Consider the following 22,577-nt stretch of genomic DNA (forward strand, 5'->3'; position numbering starts at 1 on the left):
AAGCCAACTGAGGGGGAGACATATGAAACGCGCACTGATTTTTCAAGGCGGCTGGGAAGGACATGAACCTGAACAGGTAGCGGGTATTTTGGCAGGCTTGTTGGAGGCCGATTCCTTTGCCGTTCAGGTATCAGACACACTTGAGGTGCTGGAGAAAGAGGACCTGCATGCCTACGATCTTATCGTCCCCAACTGGACGCAAGGACAAATTGCACAATCTCAGCTGAAGCCGCTGCTGGAGGCAGTTCAAAACGGAGTGGGCTTGGCGGGCTTGCATGGCGGAATGGGCGACTCTTTCCGGATGGAGACGGAATATCAATTTATGGTAGGCGGGCAATGGGTAGCCCATCCGGGCAATGATGGCGTAAGCTATACCGTGAACATTGCCGACCGGAGCCATCCGCTTACTCGGGATATGGACGATTTCACAGTGGTTTCTGAGCAGTACTACATGCATGTGGACCCGGCGGTTCAAGTGCACGCGACGACGCGCTTTCCTGTTGCCGACGGTCCGCATTGTCCGAATGGCGAGGTAGACATGCCGGTCGTATGGACGAAGCGATATGGCAGGGGCAAGGTTTATTATTGCTCGCTCGGGCATGTGGCGGAAGTCGTGCGGATGTCCGAAGTCCAGCTATTGATGCGGCGCGGGATGAGCTGGGCTGCGCGTGGAGGAAGCAACGCATGAAACGACTGAACATCGGGATCATCGGGTGCGGCAACATCAGCGCGATCTATTTGCAGAACTTGCAGGCATTTGAAGAAACAGAAGTGATAGCCGTGGCTGATCTCGATCTGGATCGGGCGAAGAAGCGGGCGGAGGAGTATGGGATTGCGCACGCATGCACGCCAGACGAGCTTCTGCAGCTTTCAGACATAGAGCTGGTTGTGAATTTAACAGTGCCCAAGGCTCATGCCGCCGTTTGTCGTCAGGCTCTTGAATCCGGCAAGCATGTGTATGTCGAGAAGCCGTTATCCGTAACCGTGGATGAGGGCGAGAGCCTTGTGGCTCTGGCACGGAGCAAGGGACTGCTGCTCGGCTGCGCGCCGGACACCTTTCTTGGAGCGGGTATTCAAACCTGCCTTGAACTGATACGCAGTGGCAAGATTGGCCGTCCCTTGTCCGCTACGGCTTTCATGTTGAGCAAGGGGCATGAGCACTGGCACCCAGCCCCGCATTTTTATTACGAGCAGGGCGGAGGCCCGCTGTACGATATGGGGCCATACTATTTGACGGCGCTTGTCCAACTGATCGGTCCGATACGCCGTGTCAGCGGATCGGCAGCGATCTCGTTCGCGGAGCGGACTGTCACAAGCAAGGAGCACTATGGGGAAAAGATCAGGGTCGAAACCCCTACGCATCTTACAGGGACGATGGAATTTGTCTCCGGGGCTGTCGGCACGATGATCATGAGCTTCGATATTATGACGCCTACGCAGTATCCGTATATAGAGATATTCGGCAGCGAGGGCACATTGCGCGTGCCCGATCCGAACACATTCAGTGGACCTGTGCTGCTTCGCGGAAAGGACAACGAAGATTGGCAGGAAATTGAAGTGACGCATCAGTACGCGGACAATGCCAGAGGCATCGGGGTGCTGGACATGGCTTATGCGATTCGGAATAGCAGGCTGCATCGTGCGAATGGCAGTGTAGCGCTTCATGTGCTGGAGGCGATGGTTGGTTTCCACCAGGCCGCCGAGCAAGGGAAGCACATCGAGCTTCTCCGCCTATGCGATGCTCCGCAACCGCTCCCCAAAGAAGGAATCGTGAACTAAAGCCGGCTCCCCTCGAGCCGGCCCCATATAGAAAAGACCGTTTCTCCTGACAGAAGCCTCGCGGCGGCTGCACCTGCAAGGTTGCAGGCACCGCGCTGTTCGCTTCCCTATGCTGGAGGGAACGGTCTTTTCTTCGCTATTGTGTTAAGGTGTCAGTCCGCTTCTTAAGCTCGTAATCAGCTGCTCATGCACGTTTTCATCTGTATTTTTCCATATAATCTCAAATAATACGCCCAATCCCGGCAGCGTCCGTTCATCATTATCAATAGAGCTCTGGACCACTTCCATCAGCTCGGCATTGTCCTTGTCCTGCACGCGTTGCACGATAGCTTGCCTTAAATCCAAGTTCATAGCTGCTAACCTCCGCTATTTTCATATTCCATACGCCACTAGCGTGTGCAAATCAAGGCCGTTTCATGCGATCAGGAGCATATGGGAATAGCGGGAAGCCCATGGTATAATAAATAAGATGCGGCCAACAGGGCTGTTAGCGAACGGAGGTCGGTTATCCATGAAGAAAAAACAATTCGCTGTCATCGGCATGGGCCGGTTCGGGTCGAGTGTGGCGAAGACCTTATATCAGATGGGCTTTGAAGTGTTGGCGATTGATGCGACGGAGAGCAAGATCCAGGAAGTGATTGCGGTCGTCACGCATGCGGTCCAGGCAGATTCCACGGATGAAGAGGCGTTGAAGGCGCTTGGGATTCGCAATTTTGATGTCGTAGTCGTGGCCATTGGACAAGACATCCAATCCAGTATATTGACGACTTTGATCCTGAAGGATATGGGCGTGCCGACATTGGTGGTCAAGGCGCAGAACGAGCTGCACGGCAAAGTGCTGCAGAAGATCGGGGCGGATAAAGTCATCTATCCGGAGCGGGACATGGGGCAGCGGGTTGCACACAATATGATCTCGCCGAACATCCTGGATTACATCGAGCTTTCTGACGATTATAGCATTGTGGAGATCAAGGCAGTTGGCGGGATGATCGGCAAAAACTTGCGCGAGCTGGATATTCGCGCCAAGTTCGGCTGCAACGTGATGGCGATCAAGCAGAGCGGACGCATGAACATAGCCCCGCATGCGGAAGACAGCATCCGGTCGGATGATGTGCTAGTCGTAGTCGGGAAGAATGAGGATTTGCAGCGATTTGAGGTTGCGCATTCATGAGGGCGCACGAAGAAATTGTGTCGGTGCACAATCCGCGCGTCAAGCTGTGGACGCAGCTCCTGGAGCGAAAAGGCCGGGCCAAGCATGGGTTGTTCCTGGCCGAAGGCATACACCTGGTGCAGGAGGCTATGCGCGGCGGGGCGGTATTCGATTGCGTGCTGTATTCATTGGAGCGCGGCTGGCCTCAGGAGCTGGATACAGACGGGCTGGCCGACGACGTTGCGCTTGTCGGCGTCAGCGAGGCAGTATTGGCGAAGGTAACGGACGCCATGACCCCTCAGCCGGTGGTCGCTATACTCAACAAGCCAAGAATGGATCAGAATGAGCTGCTGCTTCATGGCCGCGCCTTGGCTGTAGCTGTAGACGGCGTGCAGGACCCGGGCAATCTGGGCACGATTATCCGCAGCGCGGATGCCGCAGGCGCACGTGCAGTCATCCTCGGGAAAGGAACAGTGGACCCCTTCAGCCCGAAGACGGTGCGTTCCACGATGGGTTCTCTCTTCCATCTGCCGGTAGTGGAGGCGGACTTGCTGGATCTGCTGCCGAAGGCGCGGGAAGCAGGCGTGCAAGTGATCGGCACGGATATGCGGGCTGCCGAAAGCTGCTACGAATTAGACTTAAAGGCCGACACCTGGTTCGTCCTTGGCAATGAGGGCAGCGGCATGTCTGCGGCTGTAGCGGCGTTGTGCAGCGCACAAACCTATATCCCAATGGAGGGACAGGCCGAATCGCTGAATGTGGCGATGGCTGCAACCGTCTTGCTGTATGAATCGTTGCGGCAAAGGAAGTATCAGTGAAAATTAATCTTTTTTATTGCGCGATAGCTCCTTAATACGTTGATCAATACTAATCAAGCATCCAATTACGATGACAATCAAAATGCAATACGATTCTTCTACATTTTTCAAAAAATCCATACCTAGCAGTGAAAAAATTCCAATTAACAAATAAAAAACGATCAGTGAAATAATGATGTATACAACTAACATAAGTATGCACTCCTCCTAAATAATAAGATGCAATAGACGAGAATCTGCCTATTGCATCCTAATATATTTTTAGTAAGTAAAGTTGAATCTATCATTATATTCAGTTTGGCAAAAACCGCTAAAACTAATTACGCCATAGGATATGGTAACGTCAGTACCCCCAGGGCAAATTCTATGTGCATAACCTATTTCAACTGCGCCAGTTGTGCCAGCATTACTTTTTTTGACCCTTATTTCTTGCCTTCCCCATCCATCCTGTGGATCACCGCCAGCAATCACATTAACCTTCCAAGAATTCCCCTGAATAAGTTTTTTATCGATTGCATTCGTATAAACATGCGCCTCACCTTGATTGTATGGATTCCATCTCCAATAATGTAATCCGGTGGGGTCACCATACGGGGTAACTTTATCTTGCCAAGCCATGGCCAATTTATCAGTATAAGCATTAAAAGGACCTTTATTCCATTTATAGTCAGCATAAACAGCATAGGAATTTTCAGACGAATTTACAGACCCGTATTTGACAACCCAACCCCATAATTCAAAATCGCTTGTAGATACTTTTTGAATATCCATATCGCTTTTACGTATAGCTGAATCGTCTTCACTAATGACTATGCGGTTACCTTGCTCGTCTACACTAGTAATTTTGGGAGTAAGTTTTTGGACGGCCCATTTTTTTCCGCCTCTAGATGCTATATCTATTTTCATATCGTCTTGCATGAGTGCTAACTCCTCATTGGTAAAGCCCATTTTTTTCAAGTGCAAATCCACTTTTTTAATCTCATCCAAACTTGATAATGCTAATGGTTTGACGAAAAATTCTGAATCTTCATTGGAAACAGCAACAACACTTTGAGAAACAATTAAAAACATAGAAAATAACAAGAAAAATATTTTTTTCATTATCCAACCTCCTAAAAAAGTATGATAGGCGCCTATTTCAATATTATAACAAGTAAACATTAATTTGGAATAGGACTATGGTTTCAATTGTTGTGATCCTACGTAATTATTGAGAGCTATGGTTATGTTCGGATTTAGTGGGGCAAGGTTCAGTCTATCATTAGCCTCCCCATGTTGAAAATGGCTAATGTTCATGATATTTCGGCCAGATCCCATATTTCAAGTGGAATGGAAAATGCGATGAAATGATTCAAGTTTTATTGCAGCTCTGGAATCGCCAATGTTCAGATAGAAAATATGGAGTAATGATGCTGCTACTATATTAAGAGCGAATTGGAGTTTTAGAACAAAAAGCGAGCAGCTAAATAAATATCTAGAAAAGAAAAGAGGTGTAACGAACACAACGAAAAGCACGATTATCACGCCAAGGAAAGCGCCAACTCCCAAGGTTAATCTTTATCCAATCTAAAGAATAACCGACTGCCAATGAGGCCAATGGTCAGTTGTCCAATCGAAAAACCTGCTATAAAACTGAATACATAAATCCCGATAGCTGATATCCAATAAAACTGCCGCTTGCCAAATATCGCAAGAAAAAATGAAACGAACCCTCCGATTAGTGTGGTAAATGCAATTATGGTTAATATCGGAATGGCGTAACATCTTCAATTTTATCATATGCCCGCATCGTATCGAGCTAGTCTGCCTGTTTAACTCGCTACAAACGAAGGTTAATCGTTTTTTTCTTGACAAATAACTACTTTATGTCTCAAACTAACTAATAAGTTACATAACTTATGAGTTAGGGGGTTGCAAGCTATGAAAAAAACAACGAAAGGCGCAGATAGTAAGAACAAGATTTTGGAAGCGGCCATTGATCTATTTGCTGAAAAGGGGTACAGGGGAACGAAGATCAGCGATATTGTGAAAGCCGCAGGACTGACTCAAGCCGCTTTTTATTTATATTTTTCAAGTAAGGAAAGCATATTCCAAGAAATATTAGAACGGTTCTATATGAGATTGGAGGAGCATCTTCAAGCGGCGGTAATGCCGTCTGCAATCGAGCCGGGAGAATTTTCGATGCGAATACGAAGAAATATCGAATCCATCCTCACCATCTTTCAGGAACATCCCAAGGCAACGAGAATATTTTTAACTGAAGAAAGAAGCATTGATGAGGTGGAAATACTCATTCATCAGACGATTGCAAGCAATCTGAAGCAGCATCAGTCAACGGGACTTATACGGAACGATTTATCTCCGCACATGATGGCGAATGGTATGATCGGCCTGTTCATTCAAGTCACGCTCAAAGAATTGCTTGAAAAGCAACGTTCGCCTAAGGATGTCGCCAACGAGATTACCGAAGTGTTACTGTATGGACTTGCCCAATATCGTCCAGAAGGGACTGGTCGTTGATGCTTCCAGTTTTGGATTCTGCCATTAGCATTCAGTCGTTGATCTGGCTGTTTCTGGCCGCATTTATGCTCCATGATTTTGAGGAGATCATTCGGATTGAGCCGTGGTTCCGCAAGCATCGCAATGTGATCTTTGCTCGGGTGCCTGCCTGGTTCCATAAAGACCTTCAGCCGTTCTCGCGAATGACCTCTTCACAATTTGCCGTAGCTGTATGCGTGGAGTTCGTTATTTTTATTCCTTGTACGTACCTCGCGGCAGAGAAGGGAATGTATTTGATGTTCTTGGGCTTCAACACCGTCATGCTGCTTCACGTATTCACGCATGTGGGACAGGCGCTGTTCGTCAGAATGCTTACGCCGGGTGTGATCACAGCTGTAGCTGTTGTATTGCCGTACAGCCTGTATTTATTTTACCGGTTACTTAACGAGAATTTGGTCTCGCTGTCGGATATTCTGATCAGCCTGCCGTTTGGGTTGACGTTAGTTCCAATCGTACTGTTCGGGCATAAGCTGGGCGAGCGGCTCATTCCAATGTCTAATCATACTAGTGAAAAGGAAGTTGACTATGCTGCCAATCCTAATTGTGGGATGTGAGATAGGCTTCTGGCTGTTCGTTATTGCGGGCCTCGTTTGTCGTTATGTGTGGAACCTGCCTAAAGTCGGAGTTGTTTTACTTGCATGCACCCCATTGGTCGATATTGTATTGCTTGTTGCCACAGGATTAAATTTAAGGAGCGGTTCGTCAGCAACATTCGTCCATAGTTTGTCTGCTATCTATTTAGGCGTTTCCATTGTATATGGACACCGTATGATTCGCTGGGCGGATCAACGCTTTGTACATCGGTTCAAGAAAGGGCCGGCTCCGGCACCAAAGCCGAAGGTTGGGATAGAACGGGCACGTTACGAACGAAAGACTTGTGCCACGGAAGGATAAAAGCCTGGGAGATACTGTTCTACAGTGATCTCTTGGGCTTTTTGTTGTGTGCCCGGCATGGGCGGTAACTAGGCGGTGAAAGTCCGCTACAGGCTTGGCAGTAGGAACTGTTAGCTGAAGGCAAGGGTGTCGGTCGCGAGGCCGAATCTGAAGGAAGCCAGAAGCAAACCCTCGGTCTGACGAACAGAAATCAAATAGAAGGCATGATGAGACGGACGAGCTTGCAACACAAAGCAAAGTCCAATACTGCCCGAATCTCATCATGTAGATGTGGCAGATGGATGAGGGGAAAGTTACCGCTCTTACCCGGGGAGGTCTCACAGACATGAAGTAGGGAAAAAATCCGAAACATGGAGTAAAGCTTGCTGTGAGAAGTCAGCAGAGGCCATAGTACGCGAGTCGCGAAAGTGGCGAGCGGAAGGGCTGAACAATCGTAAGTCTCGAGTACAAACTGAAAGGAGAGTCGATGTGATGAAAGCAGAATACCGAAAGGGCTGCCGGCAAAGAGATAGCATGGAACGTGAAGGGTATGCAGGAGCGCGGAGCATCGGAACTCGGGAAGGTAGAGAAAGAGACGGTGCAACCGATCTGATGGAACGCATCTTGCGATCTGTCTAAATACTTCGACACGCTCAACCACGAGCTTCTTTTAAACATCCTGCGCAAACACATCCAGGAAAAAGGCGTCATCGATCTGATCAAGAAATACCTGAAAAGCGGAGTCATGGAGAACGGGGTGCGTCGGGCAACGGAAGAGGGCTCGCCACAGGGTGGCCCGCTGTCGCCGCTTCTGGCTAACATCTACCTGAACGAATATGATCAGGAGATGGAAAGCCGAGGCGTGACGGTCATCCGCTATGCGGATGATATCGTCGTGCTGGCGAAGAGTAAACGAGCAGCCCTACGACTGCTGGAATCCAGCCGGACGTACTTGGAACAGAAGCTCAAGCTCCAGATGAATGCGCAAAAGAGCAAAGTCGTCAGCGTCGTTGCGCAGAAACACTTCAAATTCCTTGGATTCGCGTTAGGCAAGAACGGAAAGGGCGTATACGTGCGCGTACACCGCCAATCCCTGGCCAAAGCAAAGAAGAAGCTGAAGGAACTAACGAGTCGAAGTCAAGGCAGAAATGCCCGGCAGGTCATGGAGAACGTGAAAGTCTACATTCGCGGCTGGATCGGCTACTTCTATGTAGCGGACATGAAACGAATTCTGCAAAGCTGGAACGAATGGCTGAGAAGACGAATGCGCATGTATATCTGGAAGCAATGGAAGAAGCCGCGGACGAAGGTGCAGAACCTGCGAAAATTGGGAGTGCCGGAGTGGCAGGCTTACCAATGGGGAAACACAAGGCTGGGTTACTGGCGAATCGCCGGGAGCGCAGTACTAAATCGCTCTGTAACAAACGAAAGGCTCGCGCAAGCAGGGTATTATGACTTCCCTGCTCAGTACGAGCGCTTACGTCAAGTGTACTCAAACGGTTGAACCGCCGTGTACCGAACGGTATGCACGGTGGTGTGGAAGGTCGGCTACTCAACTAATGGGTAGCCTCCTATCCGATTGAATGGAAATAATAAGGCTGGAGGTGTCAAGGAATGAATGCAAATTGGATGAAGGTCTTTGTCGCTGCATTTTTTGAAGTTTTTTGGGTGATTGGGTTGAAACACGCGAATGATTTTTGGACGTGGGCTGGCACTGTCATTTCGATTGCGGTCAGCTTTTATCTGATGATTATGGCAGGCAAGAAGCTTCCTGTCGGCACTGTGTATGCGGTGTTTGTAGGGTTAGGTACGGCGGGAACGGTGTTTTCCGATATTGTGTTCTTTGGCGAGCCTTTTAGGCCAGAGAAGATCCTGCTGATCCTCATTTTGTTGGCAGGGGTCATCGGCTTGAAATTAGTCACGAAGGATAAAGCTGTGGAAGGAGCTGGCTCTTAATGGCGTGGGTGTCTTTGGTTCTGGCAGGTTTATTTGAGATGTTCGGCGTTATCATGATTAGTCAATTGCACAGAGATCGAAATTGGCGGTCGCTGTTTCTGTTGGTGGCCGGGTTTGGAGCCAGCTTTATCTTCCTTGCCATTGCGATGCAGACATTGCCGATGGGCACGGCCTACGCCATCTGGACCGGGATCGGCGCTTCCGGCGGTGCGATTCTAGGGATGGTTCTCTATGGGGAATCCAGAGAGTGGAAGAGAATTGTATTTATCGCCATGATCCTCGGGGCGACTGTCGGCTTAAAGCTTATTTCCTAGAGAAACTCTTGGAGTCCCATTAAAGGAGCTTCCTCCGCACTTTATCGTCCTTCCCCCGCGGCTATGATGAGCTGGGCATGCAGTACTTGCCGCCGTGCAAGACGGCAGCTGTGAGCGGTGCGGTCAAGCTTTTTTGCAGAATGACACGGCCAGCAAAGAGAACGGCATACCAAGCGCTCCAGATTTCTTCCGTCGGGATTGGCGATTTCCTGGATCAAATCGGCTCTGGGCTGGATGGCCGCGCAACGGCAGTTCCTCCCTTCCTAGTTGTGCAGCTCTAGCGCTTTTTGAGTAAATATTTGGCATATTGTATGGGTGCTTCATACGTTCGTCTGAATGTCTTGTGCATGTTAGCCTTCTTGAATCCATAGCGCATATCACGGCCATTCATCTCTATAAAATAAGGATTGCCCTCCGGGCTAATGCCGATATCCAGTCCTACATCGGCCAGCCGCTTCAATCGATTCCCCAAGTAGCGGGCAACCTGCAGCGAGAATTGTCTGGTGGATTGCTCGACAAGACTCGGATGAGCAAAGCTGTGCCGGAATAACGACCCGCATGCTTTGGCCGTGCCTCCGCGCGCGACATTGGTCACATGGCTTCCTTTTCGCGCGACCTTGCCATACATGCCGGTCACTTGCCATTGTCCGCGCGCCCCCCGCTGCACAGTTACCCGAATATCGTAGGGTCTCCCTTTATATTTAGCTAACGGGATCGTTTGTTGAATCATATATTTCTGCTTGCGCACAACCCGGTTAATTGTCTTTACCGCTGTTCGTTTGTCGGCAATCGTGGTGCGATGGGGAAGCTGCAATTTGATTTTTCCATTGCGGATGCGCGTGATCTTGATGATTCCCTTGCCTACACTGCTACTCTGAGGCTTGACGTAGAAGCTTGGGGAAGCCTCCAGCTCCCGATTCAGTCTGGCTGATGAATAGCGGGCTGTGGCAGGGAGATGAGCGGTGAATGGTCCTCTCAAGAGCTGATGGATCACGTATTTGGAATAGCGGGTTCGCTCATTGAACAAATGGCTTTTTTTGGCCAATTCGCGCATGCGCTTTCTCATTTTTTCCCCTTTGGGCATGCTTCGATTGTGAATCACCTTCGGTATGGGGAGCTTGACATAGCGATATTTGCCATTGGCATAGCGATAGCCCATCGCTTGTCCGGAAGCGGGGAAGGTCTTCTCCAGGCACATGTAGAATGGTCGAAGTCCGTGCTTCGCTGCGGCTCGATTATAAATGCTCAGTTTTTCCGGACTGGATTTCTTGCTGCCGATCGTTCGAAAAACTTGGGCATCCACCAATATGCCTACCGTTTTCATGTTGAGCTTGCACCTCCTGCGGTTGTCCAAACTAGACACTTTAGTATGATATGTTGACGCAGCCGGAATGGTTGTGGTCAAGCGTGCACACTGAGAAAACTGATGATGCGGCCTATAGACGAACATCCTTCCCGCCGCGTATTTTTTCACGGAAGCAGGATAGATTATGGTTGTACGAATCCTGGAGGAAGGAAGGTGAGTCCGATTTCCCTGCCAATTGCGCCACAATGGTATCACAGATTTGTACGTCCCAAATGGTTCACTCAGAAATATATTCACCAGCATATCCGGTCCAATTTCAATCTGCATCATCAGGTCGTGCTGGACTTTGGCTCGGGTACGGGGGCCAACTGCCCGATGGTTCATCCTTCGTACTATTTGGGTGTCGACCCCGATGCCAAGCGAATCGAATACGCCAGGAAATTATATCCGCAACATACCTTTCAGGTGTTTGACAGAAAGACATTCCCCGTTGAAGACAACAGTGTCGACTGTATCCTGATTATCGCGGTGCTGCATCACATCCCGTCGCAGGAAATTGCTGCTTATATGAGTGAATTCGTGAGGATATTGAAGCCGGATGGCCGGATGATCGTCATGGAGCCTTGCATTTGCAAGAGCAAGCCCATTTGCAGCTGGTTTATGAAGAAGGTTGACAAAGGCGCATACATCCGGGACGAAGAGGGGTACTTGAAGCTGTTTCCGCGGCATGAATTTGAATGCAGTGTGCTGAAACGATTTCACAAATGTTTTCTGTATCATGAGCTGTTCTTCTCGGCCAGACGAAAATCATGCGCTTACCCGCGCCGGCGCTGGCTATAAATAAGACTCAGTCTGTCAGCGGTGCGCTGCCAGTTGAATTGACGAACCGCCGTATCGCGTCCCATTCTGGAGATGTACGCGGCAGTCGTTTTTTTGTTGGCCAGCTTGATGATATAGGCTGCAAAGCTTTCGGGACTGCGGTAATTGCGCACGAGATAGCCATTCTTGCCATGTTGAATAATCTCTTTAATCCCGCCAATGCTTGAGGCAATGACAGGAACCCCCGCACTCATCGCTTCCACGTTAACGAGGCCAAAGGCCTCATGCAACTGGGAAGGGCACACGAAGCAATCTGCCGCCTGATAGAGCCTGTGCATTTTGCTGTGAGGGACCTTTCCGATAAAGGCCGCAGCTACTCCCGCTTTTTTGGCTTGCGCTTTCAATGAGCGTATATACGGCTGCTTTCCTCTGCCGACGATCATTAATTTGGCGTGCGGCACCTTCTTCTGAACGAGGCGGGTTGCCTGGATGAGGACATGCACGCCTTTTCTGGGAATGAGACGTCCGGCGAACAGGATGGCAAAGCAGCGATTGAGCTGATATGCGCTGCGTGCGGCCTGCCGTTTGGCTGGGTCCGCCGGCTTGAATCTTTCAGTATCTACGCCAAGATGCGCCGTTTTGATTTTATGTCTTTGTCGCGGAAAGCGGGTACCCAATCTTTGCGTTAACGAGGTGCTGTTCGAAACGATCAGATCGGCCTTGTTCAAGCTGGCTGCGACTTTGGGCTGGTTCGGCACAAAGGTTAAGGAATGCAAAAAAAGGGAGACGGGCGTGCCGGGGCACAATCGCTTGACGCGTGCCATATAATGCGGACGATTATCCACTTGAATGAGGTCGAACCGTTGATGTTTCAAGTAGCGGAGAACGGATGACAGATACGACTTGCTCTTCGCTGCAAGGCGAACAATATGCACCCCTCCGATTTGCGAGCGGGCTTTCTGTTGCGGAAACCTTCGGCATACGATTGTAATAGAATGCTGCTTGACCATGCGCTTGGCAATGGCGAGCATGCAAATTTCAACCGAATTGTCTCCCGGCAGAGGGAACTGCTCGGGAGCGATCATGAGAATGCGCATGCAACTACCCTCCTAGTGGAATTGAATTTGCGCCCGCCAAGCAAAGGTTGGGCATCCAGATAGGCGACTCGAATGTGCGTCGAACCGTCCGGTGCATTGCACAAGACGATTGCCTTTCTTTCCGCTGTTCGTGTAAGCATCCCCTCCCGTTATAGTCTGTTAAAGGTAAGAACCCTTTAGTATTATCCTATTGCCATGTAAGCGGAAAGGTTGTGGTCAAGCGTGCAAAATTCAAAAATTGGATGGTACAAGGCAATAGAACTGCAGGCCAAACCGACTGTGAAATACATATTCGTATCTGAAGAAATCCTGATTTTTTCCGCCTCCTGAAGGCTCCCTTTATTTGCGTCGGCGAGTGTAGTAAACTAATGGGCGGGGACAAACCCCGGACTCTTTCGATCTTTTGTACAACAAGAACAAACGGAGGGTGTGGAAATGCCATCGAAGGAAGCCCTGGCCATGCGGGCATTGCGTGAACGACGCAAGCAGGAAAATGTATGCATTTATTGCGGGAATGAAGAGAAGGTCACCCAAACCATGTGCCAAACCTGTGCCGATGCCAAGCGCAGTTCGGAAGCTCCATTGCAAATGCGAACGAAGAAAAGATACCCGATCATCCGCAAGCCGAAAGACAAGGATAAGATGGAACAGTACCAGGCATTCCTGAAGCGGTACCGCATCATGCGGGAGCAATCTTGATAGAAGCTGTCTTTCGTTCATGAGACGGCTTCTTCTTTTTTTGCGCGTGCTTGCATAAAGTAAAGCGATGGCACCTTGCTCCGACGTTGGCGGCGAAGGGGGCGATACTTCGGGTGAAATGGAAGCGACGTAGATGGCAAAACAGCCGAACGGTGAAGAAGGGCGGAAAACGCCGTGTGTTTTTTCTATGTATCGTAATTGTTTTCTTCATGTCCATCCAAAGCTTTATTTTTGTGGACCGCAATTTGAAGCCGACTCTGATGAATGTGGCTCAAATACGGATCAAGCAGATTGCCACCCAAGCAATCAACAAAGCCGTGACGGAGAAGGTTGCGCAGCGAACGAATTTCGATAATCTGGTAGATTGGAAGTATGACCGGAACAACAAAATTACAGGCTTTATGTTGAATTATGCCGAGCATATGACGATTACTTCGGAAACTGAGCATGTCGTACAGAGCACACTCGACAACTTGCAGAAAATTCCGGAGCATGTGCCGTTAGGGCAAGCGCTTGACAGTGCCATTCTGGCATCGTTCAGCCCGGATATTCCGATCAAGTTTGTACCGGCGGGAGCCGTGCAGGTGGAACTGAATACGAGGCAGAAGGATGCCGGCATCAATATGCTCCTTGTCGAGGTGTATATTCGGATCACTGTGGAGGTTGCGATCATCATTCCATTCGAAACGAAATCGGAGATTGTGACGACGGAAGTGCCGATTTCCTATCTGCTCGTTGTAGGAGATGTGCCGATGTACTTCTTCGACGGGCGCGGACGTCCGCTGGATCAGCATTCGTCAGGAGCGATGCCTCCGCCGACAATTGCCATTCCTCCAATTAGTGAACAGGAGGATGCCGCAGCGGGTCAGAACGCTACGGGTCAATAGGAAAGCAGCCCCCATGTCTGTTGACTGGGGGCTGCAGCCATTGCGGCGCTGAAGGTTCGGGTTGGAAGTCAGCGCTTTTTGCGCTTGCGTTCCTCTCGTTCCCATTGGCGCAGAGAAGGGTAAGGATCGAAGGACCAGTCGGTATAGCCGTTGTCCTTATAGAGTCCATAATGCAGATGCGGCGGGAACTTTCCTTGGGTTCCGGGCTTTCCATAGCCGGAGCTGCCTACCCATCCCAAGACATCGCCTGGTACTACGATATCTCCTTCCTTCCACCTTTTATCAAATCCGCTCAGATGCGCGTAGTAATGATAATGATTGTTCAGGTCGCGGATGCCAATCCGCCACCCTCCATAACGGTTCCAACCCATTACCTCGATCACCCCGTAGCTTGTGCTGCGTACAGGTACGCCGTAACCGGCGAAAATATCGGTGCCCTCGTGAATGCGTCTCCCTCCCCAGCCGCGTGCCGCCCCCCAAGTGCTGCGATAGGAATATTCGGAACGAACAGGCAACGGGAAGGCATGCTGATGCAGGTCCAGCCGGTCGAAATGCTCGTAAATGCGGGCAAATTGCCATATCCGTTCCACGCTGCGTGCTTTTTGATAATATTCCCACAAGCCGATGCGAAAGTCCGTCTTGGTGGTGCCGTGCTTCAAGATGAGCTGTGCCATCGTATAGAGGACATCTTCATCATTATCCGCCTCGGCTTTGCCATCCCCGTTGCCATCGTGTCCGATACCGTGAAAGAAGGCGATTGTTCGCGGATCCGAGTCAGACGGATTCGGATTCAGCGCGCCGCTCCACAGCCTGTCCGAAAATGTGATGGCGAGCTGTCTTTCCTTCTTGTCTGTTTGCTTCTGCTTGCGATGCATGGTCCGTTCATATTGATCAACAGCTGCCAGATAAGGCCAGGGGATGCCGGTCAAGGCGCTCATGCTTTCAAAGAGCTGTTTTCTTGCTTCGTACTTGTTGGGCTCCGAGCCCTTCGGTTCCTCTGCTTCTGCCTGGTGCGTCGGCCATATGATGCATTCGGCTAAGAGCAGCAACACGATCAGTAAAGACCATAGCGATGCGCAGCGGCCATGTCTCGAACGCACATGGGCTCCTCCCTTCATCATCTGTTCTACCTTTAGATTGGGTTGCAGCATTATTTTTTATCCAGTTTTCTTAGACGTTTTGGTAAAATAGGGGCATAACGAACTTGAGCAAGCAGAAAGAAGGAGATGACGGATGGCTTTTTCCCATAAGGAGGAGCATGTGGATGAAGGGATGCTTTTGCTGCAAGCGAACATTGACGATATGAATCCGGAATGGACCTCTGCCGTGATGGACAGGCTGTTTGCGCTGGGAGCCAATGACGTATATTGGGTGCCGATTGTCATGAAAAAAGGGCGCCCCGGCATCATGCTGAACGTGCTTTGCGCGGATTCGCTTGCGGAAGAGGCGAAATCGCTGATTTTCCGGGAAACGACGACGCTTGGTCTGCGTATAATTCCCCTGTCGGTTCATAGGCTGTCTCGAGCGTTTCTTGAAGTGGAGACGCCATGGGGGAGTGTGCCTGTCAAAATTGGCTCGCATAACGGGCAAGTGGTGCAGTATGCGCCGGAATTTGACGTTTGTGATCGAATCGCCCGGGAGCAAAAGATCCCGTTGAAGGAAGTCTATGATGCAGTACGCTATGCGTACAAGGCTAGGACGCAAAGTGAACTAAGCGACTGACAGGCTGTCCGTGCGGTGGCATATGCCGCAGGTTGGATCAAAGTTCTGCTTATGCAGCAAAGCCCCCGCCCTATCAATCCCGGGCGGGGGCTTGCGTCAGTTGTCATTCATATGCTTCGAGATACCCTTAATGCTTAGGCTCTCCGCACTGCGACTGACTCCTTTCGTGCGGATGGTGATTAGCGGAAATTTGCCTGCCTTCATCGGAAGCGTGTGGATGCTTGTGTCCATTCCCATTGTCGTGACGGGCATGATCATGGGCGTGATGCCCATGTTCGTGATGCCCATGTTCGTGATGCCCATGTTCGTGATGATGGTCGTGTCCATGCTCAAGTCCGTGATGATGCTCATGCCCATGTCGGTGTTCATGATGGTGGTCATGAGCATGTCCATGCTCGTGCGGCTGCGGCTGGAAAGCTTGTACCGGCTCGAGAATGAGGCGAGAGTCGGCCGTGCCGGCGATGACCCGCAGAACATTGGGTTGTCCCGGCAAATCCCTTGTACCCGCGCCGTAACCGACCGCCTCGACGCGCATGGACGGCAGGCTGCTGGAGAATTGATCCACCAGACCGGCGATGATGCCGGCGCCGGTAGGCGTAGTCAGTTCGAAGGCATGGTTGGAACGGCTGACGGGCAGCCCTTTCATCATTTCTAATGTAGCCGGAGCGGGCACCGGATACAAGCCATGGTCGCAGCGGACCGTACCGCTTCCGAGAGGCACGGGCGAGGCGATAATGCGGTCGGGGCGCAGACTGTGAATCGCCAGCGCCGCTCCGACGACATCGACGATGGAATCGACGGCGCCGACTTCATGGAAGTGAACGGTTTCGACAGGCACCTGATGTATCTTGGCTTCCGCAATGGCGATTTTCTCGAAGATGGCCAGTGCGAGCGCCGTTACTTGACTGTCCAATGCGGCCGCTTCGATCATCCGGACAATGTCCGCATAATGGCGATGATGGGAGGGCGGATTGCCCGGGTCCAGAATGACATCCAGCTTGAGCGAGGAAATGCCGCATTTGACGACGCGCTTCCACTGCAAGGTATAGGGATCGAGGTTAAGCTTCTGAAGCTCTTCTTCTATGTAGGCCTGATCTGCACCGGCATCGACGAGAGCGGCAAGCGTCATATCGCCGCTGATGCCGGAGAAGCAGTCCAAATATAAAATACGCACGCAAGAAGTCATCCTTTCCTGTTTTGTTGAATGAGAGCGGCATAATAGCCTGCGCCAAACCCGTTGTCAATGTTGACGACAGCAATGCCCGGCGCACAGGCATTGATCATCGCCAGCAGCGCGGCCATTCCTTGGAAGTTGGCGCCGTAACCGACACTTGTCGGCACAGCGACAACCGGACGCTCCACCAAGCCGGCCAGCACGCTTGCCAGCGCTCCTTCCATGCCTGCCACAGCAACGACCGCTTGTGCGCCGCGGATCAGCTCCAATCGACGGAACAGCCGATGTATGCCGGCGACACCGACATCGAAGATGCGTTCCACGCGGCAGCCCAGCATCTCGGCAGTGACCGCCGCTTCCTCTGCTACTGGCAGATCGGAAGTGCCGGCGCAGACGACCGCCACATAGTCTTCATCCGGAGCATATTGCGGTTTGTTGCGGTGCCAGGAAAGTGTGCGGGCAATCGGGTGGTATTCCGCCTCCGGCACGTCGGAACGGATGCTCTCGGCCTTCCCCTCGCTGACACGAGTGGCGAGCACGCGGTCCGAATGCTCCATCATCCGGCGGAAGATGGCGCTGATTTGCTCGGCAGTTTTGCTTTCGCCGTAGATGACCTCGGGGAATCCGGTGCGGCGTTCGCGGTCCAGATCCAGCTCGGCGAAGTCCATGGATCCCGCGGAGCGCCAGTCTTGCAGGCCGGCCTTGGCTTCCTCCAGGCTAATGCGGCCTGCTTGCAGGTCTCCCAGAAGCTGCTCTATATTCATCGGGCTTTGCTCTCCTTGACAGCCTGCAGCACCTCATTCATGCTGCCTGTGCGGTAGCCGGTCAGATCCAGCGTGACATATTGGAAGCCGAGTGACTGGAACTTTGCGGAAATCGCTTCGTGATGCTCGACGGCCTTGGCAAGCTCCTGCGGCATGACTTCGATCCGTGCGATTTTATCGTGATGGCGCACGCGAACCTGATAAAAGCCAAGCTGAAGCAAGAAGTTCTCGCCCTCATCCAATTGATCGATTTTTTGCTTGTCGATCCGGGTGCCGTACGGAATTCTGGAAGACAAGCACGCGAAGGAGGGCTTATCCCAAGTCGGCAGGCCGAGCTCCTTGGACAAGGTGCGGATCTCTTGCTTGGTCAGCCCGGCTTCCTGCAGGACACTGCGTACGCCCTGTTCTTCCTTCGCTTTCAGACCCGGGCGGTAATCGCCGAGATCATCCACATTTGAGCCGTCTATAATAAAAGGATAGCCCAAATCCTTGGCTATTACCTGCAAATGGGCATACAGGCCGGTCTTGCAGTGATAGCAGCGATCGGGGTTGTTCGCGACGAAATTTGCATTGGCGAATTCGCTTACAATTGTTTCATGCAAGCTTACGCCCAAATCCTTGGCCAGCTTGACGGCAGCGTCATATTCCCTGGACGGGAATGTTTCCGAGGCTGCCACAACGGCCAGCACTTTATCGCCCAGCTCCTGGTGGGCCCGTTTCAGGACGAAGGTGCTGTCCACACCGCCGGAGAAGGCAATCAACACTTGCTCCATCTCTCTCAGGATTTCCCCTAGCCTTCTATCCTTATCCTGCAAAGTCATTGTTGTCATCGAGCGGTTCCTCCCATCTTGGCGTTTCTACCTCCATCATACCAGAAATAGGGGCCAATGTGGAATGTTGCAGGGTTCGTGTTATAATACTAGTGGAAACGAGAGTGGATCGGAGGGAGAGCAGCATGGCTGTGGACAAGACAGAACGCAAGCCGGAATGGCTGAAAATCAAATTAGCCTCCGGAGAAGACTTTCAGGAAGTCAAGGAATTGAAGCAGATGATGCGGAGCAAGACGCTGCACACCGTATGCGAGGAGGCCAAATGTCCGAATCTGCACGAGTGTTGGGCAAATCGCACCGCAACCTTTATGATATTGGGCGAAACCTGTACGCGAGCATGCCGGTTCTGTGCCGTCAATTCGGGACTGCCGAATGAGCTCGATCTGCAGGAGCCCGAGCGTGTGGCGGAAGCCGCCGAGCAGATGGGACTGCAGCATTGCGTGATCACCTCCGTGGCGCGGGACGATCTGGAGGACGGGGGCGCAATGATTTTCGCCGAAACGATTCGCGCGGTTCGCAAGCGCCTCCCGCTGTGCAGTGTGGAAGTGCTGATCCCGGATTTTCTGGGGAATTGGGAATCGCTGTACAAAGTGCTCGATGCGAATCCGGATGTGTTGAATCATAATATCGAGACGGTCGAAAGCCAATCGGATCGTGTCCGTTCCAAGGCGAAGTATCGCAGATCGCTGGAGTTGCTTGAGAAGTCCAAGGCCTACAAGCCCAATATTCCGACAAAGTCGAGTATTATGGTCGGCGTAGGGGAGAACTGGGAGGAATTGCTGCAGACGATGGACGACCTGCGCGCAGTCGATTGCAATATTATGACGATCGGCCAGTATCTTCAACCGACACGCAAGCATTTGAGAATTGAAAAGTACTATACGCCGGATGAGTTCGCTAAGTTGAAGGAAGAAGGTATGAAGCGGGGCTTTAGCCACGTGGAATCGGGTCCGCTTGTCCGCAGCTCCTACCATGCCCGCGAACAGAAGGCGGCAGCCGACCAAACACTCGGAGGGGTTAAGGCGTAATGATTACTGTTGGGAACAAGACCTATGAGCTGATTCATGAACACAAGAACGGCTGGAACCAAGAAAGCTTCCGCGCACGCTACAGCGAAGTGCTGGAGCGGTATGATTATATTGTCGGCGATTGGGGCTACAATCAGCTTCGGCTGAAAGGCTTTTTTCGCGACAACCACCCGAAGGCGTCGAAAGACGCCTTAATCGGGACCGTGCAAGATTATTTAAATGAGTACTGCAATTTCGGATGCGCTTACTTTGTTCTGCAGAAGGTTCCCACCCCGGTCAAGGACAAGGAACGGAAGTCCCAAGAGCATCAGGAGCCTGCGGACGCGAACCATTCCAATCACGAGGATGATGCGGAATCCGGTCTGTCGAAGCAGCAGCGGTCAGCGACTGAGCCGGAACAATTGGAACCGCTCGGCGGCGAACCTGCCCAAGCGGAAACAACCAAAGCGGAATTGCGCGCGCAGCACGAAAACAAGGGCTACAAGGCGGACGGAGCAAAGCGGGATTTCCAGCGACGGGACTGGAACAGGGAGGAAAGCCTGCGGAACGAAGGCGTAAAGCGGGAGCACGGAAGACGTGATGCGGCCAAAAGCGGGCATCGCGCCAAGCCGAAACAGCAGATGGATGAGGCGGGGTCGAAGAAGGAGCAAACACCGCAAGCCTGAGCAGCCTCAAAAAAAAGGCGGCCTGCCTAATCCAGCAGGTCGCCGATAAAGGCTTCCTTGACCCGATTCCAGAAAGGGAAGGGACGATAGCGGACGAATCTGACCTTGCTTTCGGCCACTTGGCAGCGAATCGAACGAAAATTGCCGATATCCACATTCAGATGATCGATGGTGAGCACAATGTTGCGGCCGGCCCGCGGATAAATATCGCAATGATGATGGCGAGGCAGCACCATGGACGAGCCGAGAGTCCGATAAACGCGATTGTTGATGGAGGCAATCTCGGCGATTTGTATCGTCTCCAATGACGGGTGAATCAGTGCGCCATTCAAGCTTTTATTGTAGGCAGTGCTTCCGGATGGGGTCGAGATGCAGATGCCGTCGCCGCGAAACATTTCGAAATCCTCATCATTGACACGCAGCTGGGCGACCAATGTGGATTCAAATCCGCGAAGGGTACACTCATTGAGCGCCAGAAAGGACTGGGTCTCGCTTTCATTCGTAATCTGTACCTTGGCAAGCGGATATTTCACAATCTTCTCATCGAGGGCGGACTCCCTGCCCATACAGCGAACCAAATCCTCCAGTTCCTCCGGCTTCCAATCCGCATAAAATCCAAGATGTCCTGTATGTATCCCAACGAAGGCAGTCTGCTCGATCCGATGGACATATTGATGGAAGGCATGCAGCAACGTGCCATCACCGCCGATGGACACGACAATATCCGGTTCGGCTGGATCATGCGCCAACTGCTCGTCCGCAGCCAAACGGTGGAATGTGTTGGCGAGTTCCGCGGAAACCCGGTCTCCTCGGTTTATAACCTCGTATTTCACGAGAGCAGCCCTCCTTGTCGATTCTTGCTCGCTACCCTCATCATAGCGAATTCCAACCAGCTTGACAACGTGACATGAGCTTCCTAGCCGGAGACGAGTCCGAATAAAGGCCAAAGCAACAGGAGCAGCAGAGCGGCGAGGATGCCATGTGCGAGCCTGGCCCAGAGAAAGGTGCGATAGGCGACACCGGTGCCGTGCAGCAAGCTTGCTACTTGAGCATGTACACTAAAGCCGCCCCAGGAAAGAATGAAGGCGGTCAAGGAAGCGGCGGCCAGCAGGCCGGAATCGGCTGCAGCGGCACCGGCAGACTTGGCGCCGAGCGTGACTTCAAACAGTCCGTTGACGACAGCAGGAGACAGGGCAAGCGGAATCCCTGCCAGCCGGAACAGCCACCCCAGCGAATCAATCATGAGTCCGACAAGGCCTGCTTGCTTGAGCAAAGCGATAACGACGGAGAAAAAAACGACAAGACCGCCGATAATAAGGATCAGGTTAAGCGCCGATTTGAGCGCGTCCTGGAGCAGTTGTCCGAACAGCCTTCCGTCTGCTGCCTTTGCTTCTTGCATGGCCCGGAATGCTCTGCGCACCAACGAGGCCCGGACTTGGCGAGCGCGAGACGCCACTTGCGGGTTGTCCGGCAAGTGAGGCTGGCTTTTGTCCGAATTTCCGGCATAGCGCATGCCAATACCGACCAGCAAAGCGCCGACGTAGTGTGCGACAGCCAAGGCCAGGGCAAGCTCCGGCCGACCGAAAAAGCCCACGGATACCGCACCGATCAAAAATATGGGGTCGGAGGTAGTACAGAAGGCGACTAATCGGGTGCTTTCCAATCTGCTCAGCAGTCCTTGGCTGTGCAATTGAGCGGTTAATTTGGCCGCAACCGGATAGCCGGATGCGAATCCCATGGCCATGACGAAACCGCCAATGCCGGGGACACGGAAGAGCGGACGCATGAGCGGGTCTACTAAAGTCCCGATAAAATGCACGACGCCGAAGCCAAGCAAAATTTCGGCCATGACGAGAAAGGGCAGGAGGGCAGGCAGCAGCACATGCCACCAGATATCCACGCCGAGCAAGGCCGCTTCCAGCGACTCGCCGGGATGGAGATAGAAGAGCCACAAGAAAGCGGCGGTCATAGTTCCCCAAATCCAAGTTGATGTGCGGGTTTCGGTATTCACGGGCCTTCTCCTTTGCGCATTTGTCGATATGCTTGTACTTCATATGTATGACCGAACCTATTGGGCAATGCCAGAACTTGATACCACAAGCCCTTGTTTTAGGCTATAATAAGGGCATGACATCAG

25 protein-coding genes are annotated in these 22,577 nt (G+C 51.8%); 15 read left to right on the forward strand and 10 right to left on the reverse strand.

From position 1 onward, the window contains the following. Nucleotides 1–22: 22 nt before the first annotated feature. Both XYCOK13_RS06050 and XYCOK13_RS06055 read left to right on the forward strand, forming a co-directional pair. Nucleotides 23–688, forward strand: a complete 666-nt coding sequence (locus XYCOK13_RS06050; RefSeq protein WP_213410985.1) for a ThuA domain-containing protein — start codon at nucleotides 23–25, stop codon at nucleotides 686–688. Next, entirely contained in the window at nucleotides 685–1,779 is a 1,095-nt protein-coding gene (locus XYCOK13_RS06055; protein ID WP_213410986.1) for a Gfo/Idh/MocA family protein, read from the forward strand. Before XYCOK13_RS06050 ends, XYCOK13_RS06055 begins: the two co-directional genes overlap by 4 nt. A 144-nt stretch (nucleotides 1,780–1,923) precedes the next feature. Here XYCOK13_RS06055 and sspI read toward each other — a convergent pair whose 3' ends face one another. After that, entirely contained in the window at nucleotides 1,924–2,130 is a 207-nt protein-coding gene (gene sspI / locus XYCOK13_RS06060; RefSeq protein ID WP_213410987.1) for a small acid-soluble spore protein SspI, read from the reverse strand. 160 nt (nucleotides 2,131–2,290) lie between these two features. Here sspI and XYCOK13_RS06065 point away from each other — a divergent pair, with 160 nt between their 5' ends. Together XYCOK13_RS06065 and XYCOK13_RS06070 are read left to right on the forward strand one after the other, a co-directional pair. Then, the gene (locus XYCOK13_RS06065) at nucleotides 2,291–2,950 is read left to right on the forward strand and encodes a potassium channel family protein (RefSeq protein ID WP_213410988.1); all 660 of its coding nucleotides are present in this window, start codon (nucleotides 2,291–2,293) and stop codon (nucleotides 2,948–2,950) included. Continuing rightward, complete coding sequence (locus XYCOK13_RS06070; RefSeq protein WP_213410989.1) at nucleotides 2,947–3,747, forward strand: TrmH family RNA methyltransferase; 801 nt, start codon at nucleotides 2,947–2,949, stop codon at nucleotides 3,745–3,747. The genes XYCOK13_RS06065 and XYCOK13_RS06070 overlap by 4 nt, the downstream gene beginning before the upstream one ends. A gap of 261 nt (nucleotides 3,748–4,008) precedes the next feature. Here the strand turns inward: XYCOK13_RS06070 and XYCOK13_RS06075 are convergent, their stop codons facing one another. Further along, nucleotides 4,009–4,848 carry a hypothetical protein gene (locus XYCOK13_RS06075; RefSeq protein ID WP_213410990.1) on the reverse strand — a complete coding sequence of 280 codons (840 nt, stop codon included), beginning with the start codon at nucleotides 4,846–4,848 and terminating at the stop codon, nucleotides 4,009–4,011. A gap of 819 nt (nucleotides 4,849–5,667) precedes the next feature. Here XYCOK13_RS06075 and XYCOK13_RS06080 point away from each other — a divergent pair. From XYCOK13_RS06080 to XYCOK13_RS06100, 5 genes are all read left to right on the forward strand, one after another. Then, nucleotides 5,668–6,267 carry a TetR/AcrR family transcriptional regulator gene (locus XYCOK13_RS06080; protein ID WP_213410991.1) on the forward strand — a complete coding sequence of 200 codons (600 nt, stop codon included), beginning with the start codon at nucleotides 5,668–5,670 and terminating at the stop codon, nucleotides 6,265–6,267. After that, nucleotides 6,267–6,860 (forward strand): HXXEE domain-containing protein, encoded by a 594-nt coding sequence (locus XYCOK13_RS06085; protein ID WP_213411140.1) that lies wholly within the window; start codon nucleotides 6,267–6,269, stop codon nucleotides 6,858–6,860. Before XYCOK13_RS06080 ends, XYCOK13_RS06085 begins: the two co-directional genes overlap by 1 nt. A 998-nt stretch (nucleotides 6,861–7,858) precedes the next feature. Beyond that, a complete protein-coding gene (locus XYCOK13_RS06090) occupies nucleotides 7,859–8,683 on the forward strand; it encodes a reverse transcriptase domain-containing protein (RefSeq protein WP_244865045.1) in 825 nt (274 codons plus the stop codon). 110 nt (nucleotides 8,684–8,793) lie between these two features. After that, nucleotides 8,794–9,135, forward strand: a complete 342-nt coding sequence (locus XYCOK13_RS06095; RefSeq protein WP_213410992.1) for a DMT family transporter — start codon at nucleotides 8,794–8,796, stop codon at nucleotides 9,133–9,135. Continuing rightward, complete coding sequence (locus XYCOK13_RS06100; RefSeq protein ID WP_213410993.1) at nucleotides 9,135–9,449, forward strand: DMT family transporter; 315 nt, start codon at nucleotides 9,135–9,137, stop codon at nucleotides 9,447–9,449. Before XYCOK13_RS06095 ends, XYCOK13_RS06100 begins: the two co-directional genes overlap by 1 nt. A 277-nt stretch (nucleotides 9,450–9,726) precedes the next feature. Here XYCOK13_RS06100 and XYCOK13_RS06105 read toward each other — a convergent pair whose 3' ends face one another. Beyond that, nucleotides 9,727–10,773 (reverse strand): YheC/YheD family endospore coat-associated protein, encoded by a 1,047-nt coding sequence (locus XYCOK13_RS06105; RefSeq protein ID WP_213410994.1) that lies wholly within the window; start codon nucleotides 10,771–10,773, stop codon nucleotides 9,727–9,729. A 195-nt stretch (nucleotides 10,774–10,968) separates the two neighbouring features. Here XYCOK13_RS06105 and XYCOK13_RS06110 point away from each other — a divergent pair, with 195 nt between their 5' ends. After that, nucleotides 10,969–11,595: a class I SAM-dependent methyltransferase gene (locus tag XYCOK13_RS06110; protein ID WP_213410995.1), complete on the forward strand. Its 627-nt coding sequence runs from the start codon at nucleotides 10,969–10,971 to the stop codon at nucleotides 11,593–11,595. Here XYCOK13_RS06110 and XYCOK13_RS06115 read toward each other — a convergent pair. Beyond that, nucleotides 11,571–12,671: a glycosyltransferase family 4 protein gene (locus XYCOK13_RS06115; protein WP_213410996.1), complete on the reverse strand. Its 1,101-nt coding sequence runs from the start codon at nucleotides 12,669–12,671 to the stop codon at nucleotides 11,571–11,573. The genes XYCOK13_RS06110 and XYCOK13_RS06115 overlap by 25 nt on opposite strands. Before the next feature lie 435 nt (nucleotides 12,672–13,106). Here XYCOK13_RS06115 and XYCOK13_RS06120 point away from each other — a divergent pair, with 435 nt between their 5' ends. Then, nucleotides 13,107–13,370 carry a hypothetical protein gene (locus XYCOK13_RS06120; protein ID WP_213410997.1) on the forward strand — a complete coding sequence of 88 codons (264 nt, stop codon included), beginning with the start codon at nucleotides 13,107–13,109 and terminating at the stop codon, nucleotides 13,368–13,370. Nucleotides 13,371–13,483: 113 nt separating this feature from the next. Beyond that, nucleotides 13,484–14,257: a sporulation protein YunB gene (yunB, locus tag XYCOK13_RS06125; protein ID WP_244865028.1), complete on the forward strand. Its 774-nt coding sequence runs from the start codon at nucleotides 13,484–13,486 to the stop codon at nucleotides 14,255–14,257. 68 nt (nucleotides 14,258–14,325) lie between these two features. Here yunB and XYCOK13_RS06130 read toward each other — a convergent pair whose 3' ends face one another. Next, nucleotides 14,326–15,357: a M23 family metallopeptidase gene (locus XYCOK13_RS06130; protein WP_244865029.1), complete on the reverse strand. Its 1,032-nt coding sequence runs from the start codon at nucleotides 15,355–15,357 to the stop codon at nucleotides 14,326–14,328. Between the two features lie 133 nt (nucleotides 15,358–15,490). Here XYCOK13_RS06130 and larC2 point away from each other — a divergent pair, with 133 nt between their 5' ends. Beyond that, the gene (larC2, locus tag XYCOK13_RS06135) at nucleotides 15,491–15,979 is read left to right on the forward strand and encodes a nickel pincer cofactor biosynthesis protein LarC2 (protein WP_213410998.1); all 489 of its coding nucleotides are present in this window, start codon (nucleotides 15,491–15,493) and stop codon (nucleotides 15,977–15,979) included. A gap of 127 nt (nucleotides 15,980–16,106) precedes the next feature. On the opposite strand, the gene larC is transcribed toward larC2, so the two are convergent. The 3 genes from larC to larE are packed head-to-tail and all read right to left on the reverse strand — an operon-like array spanning nucleotide 16,107 to nucleotide 18,747. Further along, nucleotides 16,107–17,153: a nickel pincer cofactor biosynthesis protein LarC gene (gene larC, locus XYCOK13_RS06140; protein ID WP_213410999.1), complete on the reverse strand. Its 1,047-nt coding sequence runs from the start codon at nucleotides 17,151–17,153 to the stop codon at nucleotides 16,107–16,109. Nucleotides 17,154–17,161: 8 nt separating this feature from the next. Continuing rightward, nucleotides 17,162–17,917, reverse strand: coding sequence for a nickel pincer cofactor biosynthesis protein LarB (gene larB / locus XYCOK13_RS06145; protein WP_213411000.1), 756 nt, complete (start codon nucleotides 17,915–17,917; stop codon nucleotides 17,162–17,164). After that, a complete protein-coding gene (gene larE, locus XYCOK13_RS06150) occupies nucleotides 17,914–18,747 on the reverse strand; it encodes an ATP-dependent sacrificial sulfur transferase LarE (protein ID WP_244865030.1) in 834 nt (277 codons plus the stop codon). Before larE ends, larB begins: the two co-directional genes overlap by 4 nt. Before the next feature lie 104 nt (nucleotides 18,748–18,851). On the opposite strand from larE, the gene lipA reads away from it, so the two are divergent. Then, nucleotides 18,852–19,775, forward strand: a complete 924-nt coding sequence (gene lipA / locus XYCOK13_RS06155; RefSeq protein ID WP_280520879.1) for a lipoyl synthase — start codon at nucleotides 18,852–18,854, stop codon at nucleotides 19,773–19,775. Further along, the gene (locus XYCOK13_RS06160) at nucleotides 19,775–20,440 is read left to right on the forward strand and encodes a YutD family protein (protein WP_213411002.1); all 666 of its coding nucleotides are present in this window, start codon (nucleotides 19,775–19,777) and stop codon (nucleotides 20,438–20,440) included. Before lipA ends, XYCOK13_RS06160 begins: the two co-directional genes overlap by 1 nt. Nucleotides 20,441–20,466: 26 nt before the next feature. On the opposite strand, the gene XYCOK13_RS06165 is transcribed toward XYCOK13_RS06160, so the two are convergent. Both XYCOK13_RS06165 and XYCOK13_RS06170 read right to left on the reverse strand, forming a co-directional pair. Continuing rightward, entirely contained in the window at nucleotides 20,467–21,273 is an 807-nt protein-coding gene (locus XYCOK13_RS06165) for an NAD kinase (protein WP_213411003.1), read from the reverse strand. A gap of 83 nt (nucleotides 21,274–21,356) precedes the next feature. Then, on the reverse strand, nucleotides 21,357–22,451 hold the full coding sequence (locus tag XYCOK13_RS06170; protein ID WP_244865031.1) for a nucleoside recognition domain-containing protein: 1,095 nt from the start codon (nucleotides 22,449–22,451) through the stop codon (nucleotides 21,357–21,359). Nucleotides 22,452–22,577 lie beyond the last annotated feature (126 nt).

The organism is Xylanibacillus composti (genome assembly GCF_018403685.1).
GTDB classification, from domain to species: domain Bacteria; phylum Bacillota; class Bacilli; order Paenibacillales; family K13; genus Xylanibacillus; species Xylanibacillus composti.